12 protein-coding genes, 1 tRNA gene, 1 pseudogene and 1 riboswitch are annotated in these 17,885 nt (G+C 59.3%); of the genes and pseudogenes, 7 read left to right on the top strand and 7 right to left on the bottom strand.

What is annotated here, in order from left to right; all coding sequences use genetic code 11:
- Nucleotides 1-5: 5 nt before the first annotated feature.
- The 7 genes and pseudogenes from DCC25_RS01265 to ilvD all read right to left on the bottom strand — a co-directional run bounded on the left by DCC25_RS01265 (nt 6) and on the right by ilvD (nt 10,020).
- Nucleotides 6-1,055, bottom strand: coding sequence for a 3-isopropylmalate dehydrogenase (locus tag DCC25_RS01265; protein WP_110100324.1), 1,050 nt, complete (start codon nt 1,053-1,055; stop codon nt 6-8).
- A gap of 10 nt (nt 1,056-1,065) precedes the next feature.
- Nucleotides 1,066-2,685, bottom strand: a complete 1,620-nt coding sequence (gene metG, locus DCC25_RS01260) for a methionine--tRNA ligase (RefSeq protein ID WP_110100323.1) — start codon at nt 2,683-2,685, stop codon at nt 1,066-1,068.
- A gap of 1 nt (nt 2,686) precedes the next feature.
- Nucleotides 2,687-4,282, bottom strand: coding sequence for a phosphoglycerate dehydrogenase (gene serA, locus DCC25_RS01255; RefSeq protein ID WP_110100322.1), 1,596 nt, complete (start codon nt 4,280-4,282; stop codon nt 2,687-2,689).
- Between the two features lie 235 nt (nt 4,283-4,517).
- Nucleotides 4,518-5,549, bottom strand: a complete 1,032-nt coding sequence (ilvC, locus tag DCC25_RS01250) for a ketol-acid reductoisomerase (RefSeq protein ID WP_110100321.1) — start codon at nt 5,547-5,549, stop codon at nt 4,518-4,520.
- Nucleotides 5,549-6,064, bottom strand: a complete 516-nt coding sequence (gene ilvN, locus DCC25_RS01245; protein WP_110099732.1) for an acetolactate synthase small subunit — start codon at nt 6,062-6,064, stop codon at nt 5,549-5,551. Before ilvN ends, ilvC begins: the two co-directional genes overlap by 1 nt.
- Before the next feature lie 3 nt (nt 6,065-6,067).
- A complete protein-coding gene (locus tag DCC25_RS01240; protein ID WP_110100320.1) occupies nt 6,068-7,939 on the bottom strand; it encodes an acetolactate synthase large subunit in 1,872 nt (623 codons plus the stop codon).
- Nucleotides 7,940-8,282: 343 nt separating this feature from the next.
- Nucleotides 8,283-10,020 (bottom strand): annotated as a pseudogene (gene ilvD / locus DCC25_RS01235) (dihydroxy-acid dehydratase).
- A 136-nt stretch (nt 10,021-10,156) separates the two neighbouring features.
- Between ilvD and DCC25_RS01230 the strand changes: the two are divergent.
- From DCC25_RS01230 to DCC25_RS01200, 7 genes are all read left to right on the top strand, one after another.
- On the top strand, nt 10,157-10,639 hold the full coding sequence (locus tag DCC25_RS01230; RefSeq protein WP_233242775.1) for a hypothetical protein: 483 nt from the start codon (nt 10,157-10,159) through the stop codon (nt 10,637-10,639).
- 98 nt (nt 10,640-10,737) lie between these two features.
- Nucleotides 10,738-10,810, top strand: a tRNA-Lys gene (locus DCC25_RS01225).
- A 584-nt stretch (nt 10,811-11,394) separates the two neighbouring features.
- Nucleotides 11,395-12,537, top strand: a complete 1,143-nt coding sequence (locus DCC25_RS01220; protein ID WP_110100319.1) for an LLM class flavin-dependent oxidoreductase — start codon at nt 11,395-11,397, stop codon at nt 12,535-12,537.
- Between the two features lie 76 nt (nt 12,538-12,613).
- Nucleotides 12,614-12,739: riboswitch (SAM riboswitch) on the top strand.
- 9 nt (nt 12,740-12,748) lie between these two features.
- Nucleotides 12,749-13,906 (top strand): LLM class flavin-dependent oxidoreductase, encoded by a 1,158-nt coding sequence (locus tag DCC25_RS01215; RefSeq protein ID WP_110100318.1) that lies wholly within the window; start codon nt 12,749-12,751, stop codon nt 13,904-13,906.
- A 19-nt stretch (nt 13,907-13,925) separates the two neighbouring features.
- On the top strand, nt 13,926-15,299 hold the full coding sequence (locus DCC25_RS01210; RefSeq protein WP_110100317.1) for an NtaA/DmoA family FMN-dependent monooxygenase: 1,374 nt from the start codon (nt 13,926-13,928) through the stop codon (nt 15,297-15,299).
- A 206-nt stretch (nt 15,300-15,505) separates the two neighbouring features.
- Nucleotides 15,506-16,930, top strand: coding sequence for an ABC transporter substrate-binding protein (locus DCC25_RS01205; RefSeq protein ID WP_158524697.1), 1,425 nt, complete (start codon nt 15,506-15,508; stop codon nt 16,928-16,930).
- On the top strand, nt 16,930-17,877 hold the full coding sequence (locus tag DCC25_RS01200) for an ABC transporter permease (RefSeq protein ID WP_110100315.1): 948 nt from the start codon (nt 16,930-16,932) through the stop codon (nt 17,875-17,877). The genes DCC25_RS01205 and DCC25_RS01200 overlap by 1 nt, the downstream gene beginning before the upstream one ends.
- The last annotated feature ends 8 nt before the right edge of the window (nt 17,878-17,885 follow it).

The following is a 17,885-nucleotide window of genomic DNA, read 5'->3' as shown; positions in this document are numbered from 1 at the left end:
ACCTTTCACTTCGTTTCTGGCAGGGCGGCGATGATGTCATCGCCGATCTGCTCGGTCGTCCGGGGACGGCGATTGGCCACATCGCGGCTGACTGCCGTGCGGATTGCCCGTGCGGCCTCGGGCTGACCGTGGTGTTCGAGCAGGATGGCTGCCGAAAGGATCGCTGCGGTCGGGTCGGCACGACCCTGGCCCGCAATATCCGGGGCGGATCCATGAACCGGTTCGAACATCGACGGTGCGGTATCGGAGAGATTCCCCGATGCCGCCAAACCGATCCCGCCGGTGATTGCGGCGGCCTGATCAGTGATGATGTCACCAAACATGTTATCAGTCACAATCACATCAAACCGGGACGGATCGGTGGTCAGAAAGATGGTCGCCGCATCGACGTGCAGATAATCGTGGGTGACCTGCGGAAATTCTTCGGCCACTTGATTCACCGTGTCCTGGTAGAGCCGACCAGCGTGAACCAACACGTTGTGTTTGTGCACGAGGGTGAGGTGTTTGCGCTCACGGTGTTCGGCGGCATAGGTAAAGGCTGCGCGCACCACTCGCTCTACCGAGAACCGGGTATTGACCGAAACCTCGGTGGCCACCTCGTGGTCGGTGCCGGCCCGCAACCGACCACCCTGTCCCAGGTAGAGCCCTTCGGTGCCTTCGCGGAAGACCACGAAGTCGATCTCGCCGGGGTCAGCCAACGGGGAGCGGACTCCCGGGTAGAGCTGAGCGGGGCGGAAGTTCACCCCGTGGTCGAGGCGGAATCGCAATGAAAGGATGATCTCGCGTTCCAGGATGCCGGAGGGAATCCGGGTGTCGCCCGGGTGGGAGCCGATGGCACCGAACAAGATGGCCTGGTGGCCACGGATAGCCTCCAGGGTCTCATCGGTTAGGGTCTCACCGGTGGCCAGATAGTGCTCGGCACCCAGCAGGTACTCGGTGGTGGTCACCGGGGTCTGAGAGACCGCCTTGAGCACCTTGACCGCTTCAGCGGTAACTTCCGGGCCGATCCCGTCGCCGGGTATCACCGCAAGATCCAATGCGGGGATGGTTGTCATCACCGGCCCCCTACTGCTGATCGTCGGTGTCGTCGTGGCGTGGGAACACCCCGACCGGCTTGGGAATCTCAGTTCCGGGCGTAAGCTTTTCATCCCAGGCCGCGAAGGACCGCGGGCCGTGCCCGGAGACCAGGGTTGCTCCGGCATCGCCCTCGGCAGGCACACCCAACAGGCTCAACAGCTGAGTAGCAGAGTCCGGCATGACCGGTTGGATCAGCAACGCGACCTGGCGCACGACTTCCAACGTCACCCATAGGACGGTCTTCATCCGCTCGGGGTCTGCTTTGCGCAACACCCAGGGTGCCTGGTCGGCGAAATAGGTGTTGGCTTCATCGAGCACACGCCAGGTTTCGGCCAGGGCACGGTTGAACTCTTGCCGGTAGTAGTGGTCCTGGTTGATCTTTAACAGCGGCTGTGCTTGGTCCAGTAGCGCCCGGTCGGCGTCCGTGAGGTCACCGCCGGGTGCTGGAATCTGGGCGTCGCAGTTTTTGAACACCATTGACAGCGATCGTTGGGCCAGGTTACCCAGGTTATTGGCCAAGTCGGCGTTCTTGCGGGCGACCACAGCCTGGTGGGTGTAGGACCCATCAGCACCGAAGCTGAATTCGCGTAGTAGGAAGTAGCGCACCGTATCCAGCCCGTAGTGCTCGACCCAGTCGGCCGGGGCAATCACGTTGCCCAAGGACTTGGACATCTTTTCGCCGTCATTGGTCAAAAATCCGTGGATGATGACTCGCTGCGGGAGCTCAATGCCTGCCGACATCAAAAACGCCGGCCAGAACACGCAGTGGAACCGGGAGATGTCTTTACCGATCACGTGTAGATCAGCCGGCCAGTAGCCAAACATCTCATCATCGTGGGGGAAACCTGCACCGGTGAGGTAGTTGGCGAGGGCATCGACCCACACATACATCACGTGTTTCTGGTCGGTGACCAGTCCAGGGTCGGCGGCCAGGGCTTTTTCGCTGGGCTCTGGGACGTCAATGCCCCAGTCGAAGCTGGTGCGCGAGATGGAGAGATCTTGCAGACCAGATTCGACAAAGCGGCGGATTTCGTTGGCACGAGAGGCCGGTGCGATGAACTCAGGGTGTGCATCGTAGTGTGCCAACAACCGGTCCTGGTAGGCCGAGAGCCGGAAGAAATAGGATTCTTCTTCAGTCCAGGTCACCTCAGTACCGGTTTCGGTGGCGATGCGGGTGCCGTCGTCGGCCAGCTCGGTTTCGTCTTCGGTAAAGAACCGTTCATCACGCACCGAGTACCACCCGGAGTACTTATCCAGGTAAATATCACCGTTGTCCCTCATCCGCTGCCAGAGCTCTCGAGCAGCCACCCGGTGATCGGTGTCGGTGGTTTGGATGAACCGGTCGTAGGACACCTTCAGCACCGTGTCGTCCATGTCCTTGAACCGGGCTGAATTGCGGGAGGCGAGTTCAGCGGCGGTGATGCCCAGCTTCTGGGCGGTTTGTTGCATTTTCTGACCGTGTTCATCGGTGCCGGTCAAAAAGCGCACATCGCGCCCATCAAGGCGGGCGAACCGTGCCATGGCATCAGCGCCAATGTACTCATAGGCGTGACCGATGTGTGGGTCGCCGTTCGGGTAGGCAATCGCGGTGGTCAAGTAGTATTTCATATCAGCGTTCTTCCAAGTTGAGTTCGCAGGAACGTTCCGCACCGATGGTGTCGCTGATGGTGATCAACGTGCCCTCCGCCAGAGCGGCATCCAGGGTGACCACGGCCAAGGCGGTGTCATTGTCACCATCGGGGCTGACGTCCATGGCAGCAATGTTGACGTGCTGATCGCCCAGGGTCTGACCAATGACACCAATCACCCCGGGTCGATCCTGATACTGCAACACCAGCAGGTGGTCAGCCAAGACCACCTCAAATTCAAAGTCATCGATGCCGACCAGTTTTTGGACCTGCTTGGGGCCGGTCAGGGTACCGGTAACCGAATACTGCTCACCGTTAGCGGCCGCTCCGCGCACCGTGACGGTATTACGGTAGGACGGGGATTCCGGGGAGGTGGTCAAACGCACCTCGACACCGCGGTTTTCGGCCATCACCGGGGCATTGACGTAGGAGACCTGGGTGGAGACCACATCGGTAAACACGCCCTTCAGGGCAGCCAATTTCAGCGAGTCCACGTTCATCTCGGCCAGTTCCCCGGCAACATGGACCTCCACGGCGGTCAGCGACTGGTTGCGCATCAGTGCGGTCAGGATTCGTCCCAGCTTTTCGGTTAGCGGAATGCCCGGTCGCACGTAGGGATCAATCGCTCCCCCGGCGACGTTAACGGCATCGGGCACCAGCTCTCCGGCCATGGCCAACCGCACCGACTTCGCCACAGCGACTCCGGCCTTTTCCTGGGCTTCTAAGGTGGAGGCACCCAGGTGCGGGGTGACGGTGGCCTTCGGTGATGAGAAGAAGCCCAGGTCCTTGGCGGGTTCGTTGACGTAGACGTCGATGCCGGCTCCAGCGATAGCCCCGGATTCCAAGGCGCGGGTCAGAGCGTCCTCATCCACCAGACCGCCACGTGCCACGTTGATGACGTAGGCGGTGTCCTTCATGAGCGCGAACTGCTCGTCCGAGATCATGCCCATGGTTTCGGGAGTGCGTGGCATGTGGATGGTGACAAAGTCGGAGGCTTGGAGAACTTCCTCGAGGCTGAGGAGTTTCGCGCCGATGGACTGAGCGCGTGCGGCGGTGACGTAGGGGTCGTAGGCGACGATGTTCATGCCGAAAGCCTGCATTCGCTCGGCCACCAGCGATCCGATACGTCCTAAACCGACGATGCCCAGGGTCTTTTCATACAGTTCAGTGCCCTTGAGTTTCGAGCGCTTCCACTCCCCCGCTTTCAGGGTGGCGTTACCTTCAGCCAGGTTCCGAGCCGAAGCCAGGATATGTGCACAGGTCAGCTCGGCCGCAGAGATGATGTTCGAGGTCGGGGCATTGACCACCATCACCCCGGCGTCGGTGGCCGCTTGGGTGTCAACGTTGTCCAGCCCCACACCAGCGCGGGCAATAATTTTCAGTTTGGGGGCCGCGGCGATGGCTTCGGCATCCATGGTGGTCGCGGAGCGAATCAGGACGGCGTTGGCCTCGGGCAGGGCTTGGAGGAGTTGTTCGCGGTCCGACCCGTCGGTGTGGCGAACATCGAAGTCACCTCCCAAGACGTCCATGGTGGCCGGGGAGAGCTCTTCGGCAATCAACACGACAGGTTTTGTCACGGTTCTGGACACGCTTTCATCATCTCAAGGGGTGGTTCACTTATTGGTGCATCAGTCACCGGTGTTGATGAGCGGACCATGTGGCCCGCCAACACTGACACCTCACCTAGTCTACGACGCGAGCGAGGGCTGGGAGACTGTGCGAAGCGGGAAAGATCGGAACCCCACCGCAGGTGGTGATCATCGATCACGCACCTTGCGGTGGGGTTCAGTCTCGAGTGAGCCGTGCGAGCGCTTAGCGAGCTGCGGTGCCCTCGGTGTAGTCGGCATCAGAGTCCTTAAGCCAGGAGAACATCTTGCGCAGTTCACGACCGGTGGTTTCGATCGGGTGCTGTTCTTCTTCAGCGCGCAGTTTCTGGAACTCTTCGGCGCCCTGAGCCTGATCGTCCATGAAGCGCTTGGCGAAGGAGCCGTCCTGGATATCGGCCAGCACAGCCTTCATGTTCTCCTTCACCCGGGCATCGATCACGCGCGGGCCGGAAATGTAGTCACCGAATTCAGCGGTGTCGGAGATGGACCAGCGCTGCTTGGAGATACCACCTTCGACCATCAAATCCACAATCAGCTTCAGCTCGTGTAGTACCTCAAAATAGGCGATCTCCGGCTGGTAACCAGCTTCAGTGAGTACCTCGAAACCGGCCTGGACCAGGTGGGATGCCCCACCGCAGAGCACGGCTTGTTCACCGAACAGGTCGGTTTCGGTTTCTTCGGTGAAGGTGGTTTCAATCACGCCAGCGCGGGTGGCACCGATACCCTTGGCGTAGGACAGGGCCAGGTCCTTGGCCGAACCGGTCTCGTCCTTCTCTACAGCCACCAGGGCAGGAACACCGCGTCCGGCTTCGAATTCGCGACGAACCACGTGACCAGGGCCCTTGGGGGCCACCATGGCCACATCAACACCGGCCGGAGGCTGAATGTAATCGAAACGGATGTTGAACCCGTGGGCGAAAAACAGCGCATTGCCCTCAGACAGGTTGGGCTCCACCGACTCGGTGTAGACGGTGGCGGCAACCTGGTCGGGAACCAGCATCATGATCACGTCAGCCTCAGCGGCGGCATCGGCGACGGAGGCGACTTTCAGCCCGGCAGCTTCAGCCTTCGCACGAGACTTCGAGCCCTCGGCGAGACCAATGGTGACATCCACACCGGAGTCGCGCAGAGATTCGGCATGGGCGTGGCCCTGGGAGCCGAAACCAATCACGGCCACTTTGCGGTTTTGGATGATGCTCAAATCGGCATCGTCATCATAAAACTTGTGAACGGACATCATTCTCCTTTTTTAGACAGGGCTCTATCGGTCATGGATTTCCCGCCACGGCCGACCGCAATGGTGCCGGAACGGACTAGTTCTCGAATCCCGAAGGGCTCCAGAACTTCCAATAAGGCGTGAAGTTTTTGTAGTGAACCGGTGGCCTCCACGGTCACCGCATCAGTGGAAACATCCACCACGGTGGCGCGGAACAGTTCTACGGCTTGGACCACCGAGGCACGGGTGGAGGCATCAGAGCGGACCTTGACCAGAATGTGGTCCCGGTGCACTGCTGCATCATCGAGCTCGACGATTTTGATGACATTGATCAGCTTATTGAGCTGTTTGGTGACCTGCTCCAGGTGATCACCATCGGCATCGACCACCACGGTGATGCGCGAGAGCCCGTCGATTTCACAGTTGCCCACCGCCAGGGACTCAATATTGAAGGCGCGGCGAGAGAACAGCCCGGACACCCGCGTCAGCACGCCGGGGACGTCTTGAACGAGTACGGACAATGTGTGTCGTGCCATGGTCTAGTCCTCCTCTGACCATTCCGGTGTCAGATCACGGGCAACCTGAATATCGTCATTGGACACCCCGGCGGGCACCATCGGCCAGACCATCGAGTCCCGGGAGACGACGAAGTCCACCACGACCGGGCGGTCGTTGATCTGCATCGCCTGGTTAATGGTGTCTTCCAAATTCTCGGCGCGTTCACACCGCAACCCGGTAGCACCGTAGGCCTCGGCGAGCTTCACGAAGTCGGGCACCCGGACGGTGTCGGCTCCGGTATTGAGATCGGTATTGGAATACCGGCCGTCGTAGAACAAGGTCTGCCACTGGCGGACCATGCCCAGCGATGAGTTATTGACTACCGCGATCTTGATCGGGATCTGGTTGATCACGCAGGTGGCAAGTTCCTGGTTGGTCATCTGGAAGCATCCGTCACCGTCAATAGCCCACACCACCCGTTCGGGTTGGGCCACCTTGGCACCCATGGCGGCTGGGACGGCAAAGCCCATGGTGCCCAGTCCGGCGGAGTTCAACCACTGGTGGGGACGTTCGTAGGCCACGAATTGGGAGGCCCACATTTGGTGCTGGCCCACCCCGGCAACGTAGACGGCTTCCGGACCGGCAATCTGGGAGAGTTTCTCGATAACGGTCTGCGGGGCCATCAGCCCATCGTCGGTGGGTGGGTAACCCAGCGGGTAGGTGCTGCGTACCTTATTGAGCACCGTCCACCATTCGCTGAGGTCCGGTGTGCCCTCGGACTCACGCAATGCGGTGACGTCCTGGTACAGATCGGGCAGGATCTCTTTGAGATCCCCCACGATCGGAACATCGGCCGCACGGTTCTTGGAGATTTCGGCCGGGTCGATATCGGCGTGAATGACCTTGGCTTTGGGGGCGAAGCTGGAGAGTTTGCCGGTCACCCGGTCATCGAATCGGGCGCCTAGCGTAATCAGCAGGTCCGACATTTGCAGGGCGGTGACCGCGGCCACGGTGCCGTGCATGCCGGGCATGCCCAGGTTTTGCTCATGCGAGTCGGGAACCATGCCCCGGGCGTTCAAGGTGGTCACCACCGGTGCGCCGGTGAGTTCCACCAACTCCAGGAGTTCTTTTTGAGCCTCGCCGCGGGCGGCACCACCGCCGACGTAGAGCACCGGACGGGACGCGGAGTTAATGAGCTTGGCGGCCTCGCGCACCTGACGGGAGTGGCCACGGGTCACCGGACGGTAGCCCGGAATATTGGGCTTCGGTGGCCAGGCGAAGTCCAGGGTGCCTTCCTGCGCATTCTTGGTGATATCGACCAACACGGGCCCGGGACGACCGGAGGTGGCGATATAGAACGCTTCCGCCAGCACCTGCGGGATGTCTTCGCTGCGGGTCACCAGCCGGGAGTGCTTAGTGATCGGCATGGTAACCCCGACAATGTCGGCTTCCTGGAAAGCGTCGGAGCCTATCAACTGGGCTCCGACCTGTCCGGTAATGAAGACCACGGCTTCCGAGTCCATGTGGGCATCGGCGATGGCGGTGACCAGGTTGGTCGCACCGGGCCCGGAGGTGGCGATAGCAACCCCGGGTTTACCGGTCGCCAAGTAGTAGCCCTGGGCGGCGTGGCCGGCGCCTTGTTCGTGGCGGACGAGAATGTGGCGAATCTTCTCAGCGTCCAAAAGCGGGTCATAGAGGGGTAGAACTGCCCCACCGGGTAGACCAAAGACATCGGTGACGCCGAGTTCTTCCAGTGACCGGACAATGGCCTCGGCGCCGGTCATCGTGGTGGGTTCGATCCGCCGGTTCTCTCCGGGGACTCGGTCATCGTATCCACCGGCGGTGGTTCTCGTGCCGCGTGTTGGTGGATGAGGGGGCATCACCGACGGGGTGATATTCGCTCCAGAACTCATGAGCTATGCCTCATTCATTTCTTCTGTCTTCGACTCGTGATTCCGCCATTTGTGGTTTGCACAAAAGGCCATAAAAAAACCCCGATACCGGCTCTGGTGTGGGCCTTACGGGGTCAGCGCATGGTGGCGGTGCTTCGCCAGCTGAGTTTCTCGACTCAGGCCATGCGCTACATAACGACTACTAGGGTCTTCGACATGTTCTTATATTTGCAGTCGAGGAACTGAAAAGTCAAATATGTCGTGAGGTGGCCCACGGTGTGCTATCTCACACCGATTTGACCATCTCACGACCCCGTGTCGTCAGCCCGCTCTGTGCTGTTGTGTGGCGCGCTGTACTGTTGCGTTACCGGGTGCTCACCGGGCGTGAGGTGACCGCACCTGCGGAGGCGGAGGAGACCATGTCGGCAAATTTTCCGAGCACGCCTTGCTGGAATTTCGGTGGCAGGGGCTCGAAGTTCTCCCGGCGACGCTCCAGTTCGGCCTCATCGACCAGCAGATCAATACGACGATCTTTAATGCTGACCTGGATCGCGTCACCGTCTTCGATCAGCCCGATGGGTCCGCCGACAGCTGCCTCGGGAGCAATGTGTCCAATACACAATCCGGTGGTCCCGCCGGAGAAGCGACCATCGGTAATCAGCAACACGTCTTGACCCAGACCGGCGCCCTTGATGGCACCGGTAATGGCTAGCATTTCGCGCATACCGGGTCCTCCCTTGGGGCCTTCGTAACGGATGACCACCACGTCTCCGGCCTGTAACTCGCCGGCTGCCAGTGCGTCCATGGCGGCCTGTTCGCGTTCAAAGACCCGCGCGGTACCGTCAAAGACCTCCGCGTCGAATCCCGCGGATTTCACCACCGCGCCTTCCGGGGCCAACGACCCGTGCAACACGGTCAGTCCTCCGGTGGGGTGCACCGGGTTGTCCAGGGTGCGCAATACCTCGCCATCAAGTCCCTGCGGGTTGAGTTCTTCGAGGTTTTCGGCGACAGTCTTGCCGGTCACCGTCAGGGCATCGCCGTGGAGCACTCCGAGATCCAGCAACGCCTTCATGACCACCGGGACGCCACCAATGCGGTCCAGGTCGGTCATCACGTACTGACCGAAGGGCTTCATATCTGACAGGTGCGGGACCTTGTCTCCGATCCGGTTGAAGTCGTGCAGGCTCAGGTTCACCTGGGCTTCATTGGCGATGGCCAGTAGGTGTAGCACCGAGTTCGAGGAGCCTCCGAAGGCCATCATCACGGCAATAGCATTCTCGAACGCTTCCTTGGTGAGGATGTCACGAGTGCGGATCCCTTGTTTCAGGAGGTTGATCACAGCCTCACCGGCCCGGCGAGCATCAGCATCGCGACGACGATCGGCCGAAGGCGGGGCGGCCGAGCCCGGAATCGACAGACCAAGGGCCTCCCCGACCGAGGCCATAGAGTTGGCAGTATACATCCCGCCACAGGCACCTTCGCCAGGACAAATCGCGCGTTCGATGGTGTCCACGTCCTCGCGCGAGATCAACCCGCGAGGCGCATGCCCCTACGGCTTCGAACGCATCGATAAGGGTCACCTGCCGAGTCTTGCCATCCGACAAGGTTGCATAGCCGGGCATGATCGACCCGGCATAGACGAATACCGAGGCCAGATCCAGACGGGCGGCGGCCATCATCATCCCGGGTAGCGACTTATCACACCCGGCTAGCAACACCGAACCGTCCAAGCGCTCAGCCATCATCACCGTCTCGACCGAGTCGGCGATCACGTCGCGAGACACCAGTGAGTAATGCATACCGTCATGGCCCATAGAAATACCATCGGAGACCGAAATGGTGCCGAATTGCAGCGGGTACCCGCCGGCTGCATGGACACCCGACTTCGCGGCATCAGCCAGACGGTCCAGGGAGAGGTTGCAGGGGGTGACTTCATTCCACGACGACGCAATACCGATCAGCGGTTTGGAGAAGTCCTCATCCCCCATGCCCACGGCACGGAGCATGCCACGGGCTGGGGCCCTTTCCATCCCATCGGTCACGTCCCGTGAGCGGGGCTTGAGATCTGGCTCAGATGAATTGTCCGTAGTGCGAGGTGTCATGACGACAGTCTACGACTGCTCGCCCCTGTTATCTGCAACACGACGAACACATTGCACTGACTGAATCGTCGAGTAAATCAATCGCTGGTGATTTCATCATGACGCAGCGTCATCCCAGAGACTAGACTGGTCCATTATGATGGCACACCTCAAGCAGGGCTCTTCCTCGTCTGCGGCGCTGAAGCAGCGCCTGCGTTTGCTCTTTGAAGCCACAATTTTTAACTACGGCGATTACAACCTGATTTATGCCCACCCGGTCGCGACCGGACCGGCCTTCGTGATCGGCTATCGTCGCCAGCCTTTAGAGATGGTATTGCTGCCGATCGTCACCGAAGAGGTCGAAGCCTTTGGGGTGCACACCGAGGCCGACCGAGAAGACATCCTGACCATTGACCTGTCGAATGTAGCCATGGTGTCTGATTCGGGTGCTGGGTACGGAGTCACCACTGTGACCGGCCATCGCGCACATTTTGATGTGGTGGGAGACCCCGAGGTTCCTCTCGGTGCCGGGCACAGCGTGGCTCTCGAGCAGTTCGATGATTCGGAGGACTTTCACGAGTTCATGACCGAACTGATGGACCAGCTCGATGAGCTCTACAAGCGCAAGCAAGATCAGTAGGCTGAACAAGAGGTCGTGATCGTCACACCGCTCAGATTTAACAATCGATAAACTCCTCTGCTAGAGTAGTTCCTCGTGCGAAACGCGCATCTAGTTCTGCGCCTCTAGCTCAACTGGTAGAGCACTTGACTCTTAATCAATAGGTTGTGGGTTCGAGTCCCACGGGGCGCACTCTAAGTCGGCACCTCGTTTGGCCACACGTCAAACAGGTGCCGTTGTCATATCCGGCGGACACGGCAAATCCACCGTCTACCCACAGCTTTAAAGCCACCAGGCCCGCCTCCACGCTGGGTTGTTTGTGCCTATTGACTGCCAGCTTCCGTGTGGCTCTGAGTCTCCGTCATGGTCTGGGCGCTGGTGCCCACCGACTTACTCCTCCTGCATCACGCCCGCGACAGGACCACGATCTGATCCATCCGGTGCAATCGTTACCTCCCACCCTCTCGCTCTCTCGTCCCAGAGCAGGGTACCTCATGAGGCATCGACCACCATGTCCCGACGTGGCGCAACACCCTGGGTGGGAGCCACCTGTCGTACCGGCCCTCTCGCGACGGGCCGCCTGTTGAGCGTGGCCTGGTACGTGTAACACTGCGTCAAGGACACGAAATATATGACAGGGGAAACCGTCGCGCCAGAGATGAACGGACGAATGTGTCAGTGCTTTGACCTCGACTAGGTCCCAGCCTTCCCTATCTGAAGAATGGTTAATCGTTCCTCTATCAACCAACGTCAATGGGAAAACGGGAAGTGATCTGATGACAGTCCGGCTTAGCGCTTTCGATTTGGTACCGCTCTCTGAAGGGTATACCCCTGCCGAAGGTATTGATCATGCTCGAGCCTTTGCTCGTGGCATTGAAGAAGCCGGCTATCACCGCTTGTGGTACGGGGAGCACCACCTGAACCCAGGGATGTTGGGCTACTCCCCTGCCCTGACCATCGCCTTGTTGGCCAGTGAAACCGGAACCTTGCGGTTTGGTTCCGGAACGGTTCTGACCGGTCACCGCACTCCTTTCTCGGTGGCAGAAGAATTCAGCCTGCTTGAAGCGGCCTTTCCGGGACGAATTGACCTCGGCTTGGGACGTGCCGGGTTGAAGGGCCCTAAAAAGAAGCGCACCGAGGCCGAAGCTGCCAAACAAGAGAAGAAAGATGAGGCTAAGCAGCAGTCAGACGACTACGAGACCGACAACGGCGTGTTTATCCCCGCTTCCCCCGATTTGTCTCACCTCTTTGGCTCACCGCGTGCTACCGCTCAGCAGGCCCTATTGCATCAGCCCGGCGCGGAGCCTCGCTTCTATGATGAGTACCTCGATCAATTACTGGATTTGTTCCATGACCGCGCCGTAGTACATGGCGAACCGATCTCGAATGCCACCGCGGATGTGGGTTCTCCGGAGATTTGGATTTTGGGTACCAACGCCGGTGACTCCTCGCAACTGGCCGCAGAAAAGGGACTACGGTTTGGTGCGAATTATCACGTAGCCCCCACCCATACTCTGGAAGCTCTGGCGGACTACCGCGAGCGCTTCCAACCCAGCGAAGACCTCGATGCCCCATACACCATCGTCTCCGCTGAAGTTTTGGTGGCCGATACCACCTCCGAGGCTGACACCTTGGCAGCTGGTTACGACCAGTGGGTCTACAGCATCCGTAGCGGTCAAGGCGCTATCACATATCCTTCACCCGATACCGCTGCACAAAACCAGCTCACCGCCGAACAGCAACCCCTGGTCCGCGACCGGACGACGACCCGCTACGTGGGGGACCCGCACCAGGTGGTCGAGAAACTCAAGGCGCTACAGGCCGCTACACAAGCCGACGAATTGCTGATCTCGACCATTACCCACGACCCGGAAGCCCGCCTGCGTAGCTTCCAGCTGTTGGCTGAGGCCTGGCAATAGCTTCCCCGTTGCCCTCCGGCTACCCCTGACCACCCATCCCAGCCCATCAACTACCCAACCACCACCGAGAATTTATTGTCACGAGATCCGATTTCAAGCCCTGGCTGATCGGACAGCAACCCTCTCTCTGGAGATCGACCACAATCTCTTACACAGTGGGGTGCTCCAGGTGAAGACAAGGCCCATTCGGCAAGTGTGTTTAAGGAGAATCATGTCACGTGCCACACCCGAAACCTCCCACTTCGTCATCGGAGTTGCGCTGGATCGAGGGGGTTTCCACCCCGCAGCCATCCGGAGCCAGCAGGCTCTTGCCGATAACTTCTCCATCACAGCGTGGGAAGACCTCGTGCGTCAGGCTGAGAACCTGGGGGCCGGATTCGTGACCCTCGAGGATGCGTTCAATGACGCCACCCGCCCGGGATTCGATACGTCGTTGCTGGCCTCGTGGTTGGCGCCCCGCACCGAGAAGATCGGCCTGATCCCGACGCTGACCACCACCCATACCGAGCCCTTCCACGTCTCGAATAATCTTGCCACGCTTGACTATGTCAGTCACGGTCGCGCTGGCTGGCAGGTTGCAGTCTCAGCCACCGAAGCCGAAACGCTGCTAGTGGGACGAGGACGCGCCTACGACGATGAGGCCTCGCTTTATGCTGAAGCCCGCGACGTCATCGAGGTCGTGCGCGGTCTGTGGGATTCGTGGGAAGACGACGCCGAGATTCGCGATGTAGCCACCGGACGATTCATCGACCGCGACAAGCTCCACTACGTGGACTTCGAAGGAGACTTCTTCTCCATCAAAGGCCCCTCTATCGTTCCCCGGCCACCGCAAGGCCAGCCACTGGTCACCATTGCAGGTACCAGCGAAGAGGTGCTGAACACTGCAGTGCGCGCTGCCGACGTGATCTTCACCGGCACCTCGGCCCCGGAGAAGTTGACCTCACTCCACGAAAGGATTACAACGCTGTCCGACCAGCACGGTCGTGACAAGAACGCGCCGCCGAAGGTCGTGGCCGATGTGTACTTTGCGGTTGATCCAGACGAGTCAGAGGCGCTCGCACGCTGGCAACGCCTCAACGAGGTCCAGACCCTTAATCCTTCTCAGGCCGATGAGGTCGTCATCGGTACTCCAGAGCACCTCAGTGAACGCCTCGACCAGGTCAAGGCCGCCGGGGTTGATGGCGTCCGGCTTTGGCCTGCCCAGAACCAGCACGACCTTGCTGTGATCGAGCAGCACCTGAAATCTGTCGTGGAGACACTCCAAGATCACCCAGCCGATAACAATGCCGCTCCATTGCGGGCCCGGTTCGGACTTGGTCGTCCCGCAAACCGGTACGCCTCAGCTTCCTCGTCCGCTTCCGCTCACTAACCTCCCCCAGGAGACACTCATGACGAATCAGCAGAATCACTCTTCCCCTCGCCAGATCATCCTTGGGGCACACTTCCCCGGGGTGAATCATCACACCGTGTGGTCCGATCCGGAGTCTGGAAGCCACATTGAGTTCGAGTCTTTTGAGAAGTTCGCCGCCGAAGCCGAGCGTGGTCGCCTGGACTTCATTTTCTTGGCCGAAGGGCTCCGACTGCGCGAAAACCGGGGTCTGATCCACGACCTGGATGTCGTTGGTCGCCCCGACACGTTGCCGATCTTGGCAGCCTTGGCCTCGGTGACCGACCACATTGGACTGGTCGGGACTATTAACGCCACCTTCAATGAGCCCTATGAGGTGGCTCGGCAATTTTCAACCTTGGACTATGTCTCCAACGGGCGAGCTGGTTGGAATATTGTCACCACCTCCGATTCCTTCCACGGCGCCAACTTCCGTCGTGGCGGTTACCTCGACCGGGCGGACCGCTATGTGCGGGCTTCTCAGGCTCTGGATGTTGCCAATCGTTTCTGGGCAAGCTGGAAAGATGTCGAGTCCGAGCGGGAACGTGTGAACGTCACCAACGATCAGTTCGATATTCACGGCGAGTTCCCGCTCCCCCGTTCCCCTCAGGGGCGTCCGTTGATCTTCCAGGCCGGAAAATCCGCTCAGGGTCAAGACTTCGCGGCCGGTAACGCCGATGCTATTTTCACTTTGCACACTGATAACGAAGACAGCCGACAGTTCTACCATGAACTCTCCGAGCGGGTGCGACAGGCCGGCCGTGATCCCGAATCTGTCAAGATCCTGCCGGGTACTTCCGTTGTTGTGGCAGATACCGATGAAGAAGCAGAAGAACTGGCTGCGACGATTCGGGCTCAGCAGGTCAGCGGTCAGACCGCCATCCTGTTGCTGGAACAGATTTGGAACCGAGAGCTTTCAGAGTTCGATCCCGAGGGCCCACTTCCTGATGTGGACCCGGTGGTCGGTGAAACCACCATCAGTAAGGGTCGCAGTGAGGTCAGGCATGACGACCGGTTCGCGACCGTGCAGAAGCTACGGGACATCGCTGAGGCGCGCAATCTGAACCTGCGCGAAACAGTGATTGCCACCCAGTCGCGGCAGACCTTCGTCGGAAGCCCTGAAACCGTGGCGTCCGAAATGATTGAGACTGTGGAAACCCATGTCAGCGACGGATTCATTCTGGCACCACATCTGAGCCCGACCGGACTCGTGCCTTTCATCGACCGCGTTGTTCCGTTACTCCAAGAGCGGGGTGCTCTACGCACCGACTACCCAGAGGGCGCAACGTTACGTGAACTACTCGGTCTGCCCACAACGTGGGATCCGGCCACGACCGGCCGGGCAACTTTCCGGCAAGGGGTGAATGTCTCATGAAGCAGCGTCACGCACGGTCCTCACGTCATGGCGTCCGCTCACTAGCCCTTGTTGCAACGGCCCTATTCGCCTTCACTGGTTGCAGCAGTGGAACTGGCCTGGAATTTTCCCCCGCCGCGGAAGTGGACGAGGAGAACGTTTTACACATAGCGGTTGGTTCGGACGCTGGTTGCGCTGATCCTCAGCAACTCATTCTGAATGATGCGGTGTTTTCCACACGTCACTTGGTAGATTCACTCACGGACCAGGACCCTGAGACCGGTGAAATCGTCCCCTGGCTAGCTACTGACTGGGAAGTCAACGACCAAGCTACCGAGTTCTCATTCACCCTGCGCCCCGGAGTGACCTTTTCTAATGGTGAGCCTGTGACTTCTGAGGTCGTCAAAGCCAATTTTGAACGAATTCTCGAGTTCGGTCCACGCGGAAATATTGCGCGAAGCTATCTGGAGAATTACGAGGACACCGAGATCGTCAACGACCACGAATTTGTGGTGAAGTTCTCCGAACCAAATGCGCAATTTCTACAAGCCACGTCCACCCACAACCTGGGGTTGCTGGCTTCGGAGTCCATCGAGCTCTCGGATGATGAACGTTGCCAAGGGGTTATCGGGTCCGGTGCATTTGTCTTGGATTCCTACCGCCCTAATGAAGGAATTAACCTGGTCGCCAGGGAGGATTACGACTGGGGTTCGCCTCTATACGAAAACCGTTCGGCACCCAAGATTTCCGGGGTGAGCTTTACCGTCGTTCAGGAATCTGGAGTACGCGCCGGGCTCTTGCAGTCAGAGCAGGTTGATGCTATTGGAAGCGTGGCGCCACAGGATATTCCCGCTATCGAACAAACCGATGCCACCTTGCACACACTGACCGTTCCCGGAGTACCGATGTCGCTTCGACTGAACCACGACAGTCCGGTGATTCAAGAGCATGCTGTGCGCGAAGCCATCTCGCTGGCTATTAACCGGGAACAAGTGGCCGAGGTCGTTTACCCTGATGGGGCTCCCGCAGCCACGAGTATCTTGTCGTCGACCACTCCGGGCCACAGTGATTTCTCCGAAGAGCTACGCTACGACCCTGAAAGAGCACGGCAGCTACTGGCGGAGGCCGGCTTCACCCCTGGTGACGATGGCATCCTGGTTCGTGACGGCGAACGCCTGGAACTTGATTTCACCTGGTCAGCCATCACCGCTACGAACTCGGGTTCGGTGGAGTTGATCCAACAGCAACTCTCAGAAGTCGGTATCGCCGCAGAACTAGATGAGGGGACCCCCGCCCAGTGGACGGCCAAAGTGGCCGAGGGCAATTACCACCTCGATTGGTTCAACACTACCCGTTCTGATGCCGACATTCTCCGGACTGTCTTCGACTCTCGTCTGGCAAATACCTCTCATCTGCCGGAGGGATATCACACCGATGAAGCTCTTTCCCTTCAGGCCACAACCCTGGACCCCGAAGCACGGGAAGAAGCCATCCACCAAGCTCAAAAAGCACTGATTGAGGACTACACATCCATTCCAGTTATCGATCACACCAACGTCATGGCCACCTCCGCTGAGGTATCCGGGCTGCGATTTGATTCAGATCGACGAATTCGTCTGTACGACGTGACTTTGAATCGAGGTGAGGACTGATGGCCCGTTACGTTGGCATCCGAGTCCTGATGGCGCTGCTCGTTTTGTGGGCAGCCTATACAGTCAGTTTCATTATTCTCTACATGATTCCCGGCGACCCTGTGCTGGCCATGGCCGCTGGTGGTGGCGACCCGAGTGCCGTGGATGAAGAGACACTCGCAACGTACCGAGAAGCCTATGGTTTCAACGATCCGCTCATCGTCCAATACTTCAACCGTCTTGGTGCCGCCATCACTGGTGATTTCGGTGAATCGATGCGAACCGGTCAACCGGTCTCCACAGCGATCGCCGAGGTCATCCCCTCCACCGCGCAATTAGCGGGGGTCGCGTTGTTACTCGCCGTAGTGTTGGGCGCAGCAATTGCCATGCTCGCCACCTATACGAACATCACCTGGTTGAAGAACCTATTGTTGTCGTTGCCTCCCTTGGCCATCTCTTTACCCACCTTCTTCATTGGTTTGTTACTCATTCAGGTTTTCAGTTTCCAGTTGGGTTGGCTACCTGCATTGGGTGGGGCGAACCTGGCCGGAATCATTCTTCCGGCGATAACACTCAGCCTTCCGATTGGCGCGGTGATCTGCCAGGTTTTTGCATCCAGCCTGGAAAGAAGCTCGGCAGAGTCCTACGTCAATACAGCGCGGGCAAAGGGACTCAACCGGTTTACCGTGCACCTGCGCCATGTGGCCCAAACCTCACTGGTCCCGGCCCTATCGATGGTGGGACTGGTCGCCGGCGGTTTACTAGCCGGGTCAGTCATCGTTGAAACGGTGTTCTCACGTCCCGGTGTCGGACAGCTGACGGTTCAGGCTGTTTCCACTCAGGATCTTCCGGTGGTTCAAGGCATTGTCGTCTTAGCAGCTGTCGTCTTTGTCACCGTGAATCTGCTGGTGGACCTGGTGTTGCCAGCGATCGATCCTCGAGTACGACTTGGCCGTCGTTTCGCCTAAGAGAACGG

Origin of the sequence: Auritidibacter sp. NML120636 (assembly GCF_003185945.1) — a bacterium.
In the GTDB taxonomy this organism is placed as follows: Bacteria; Actinomycetota; Actinomycetes; order Actinomycetales; family Micrococcaceae; genus Auritidibacter; species Auritidibacter ignavus.
Note: the sequence above shows the minus strand (reverse complement) of the source record. Positions and strands in the feature narration are given on the sequence as shown.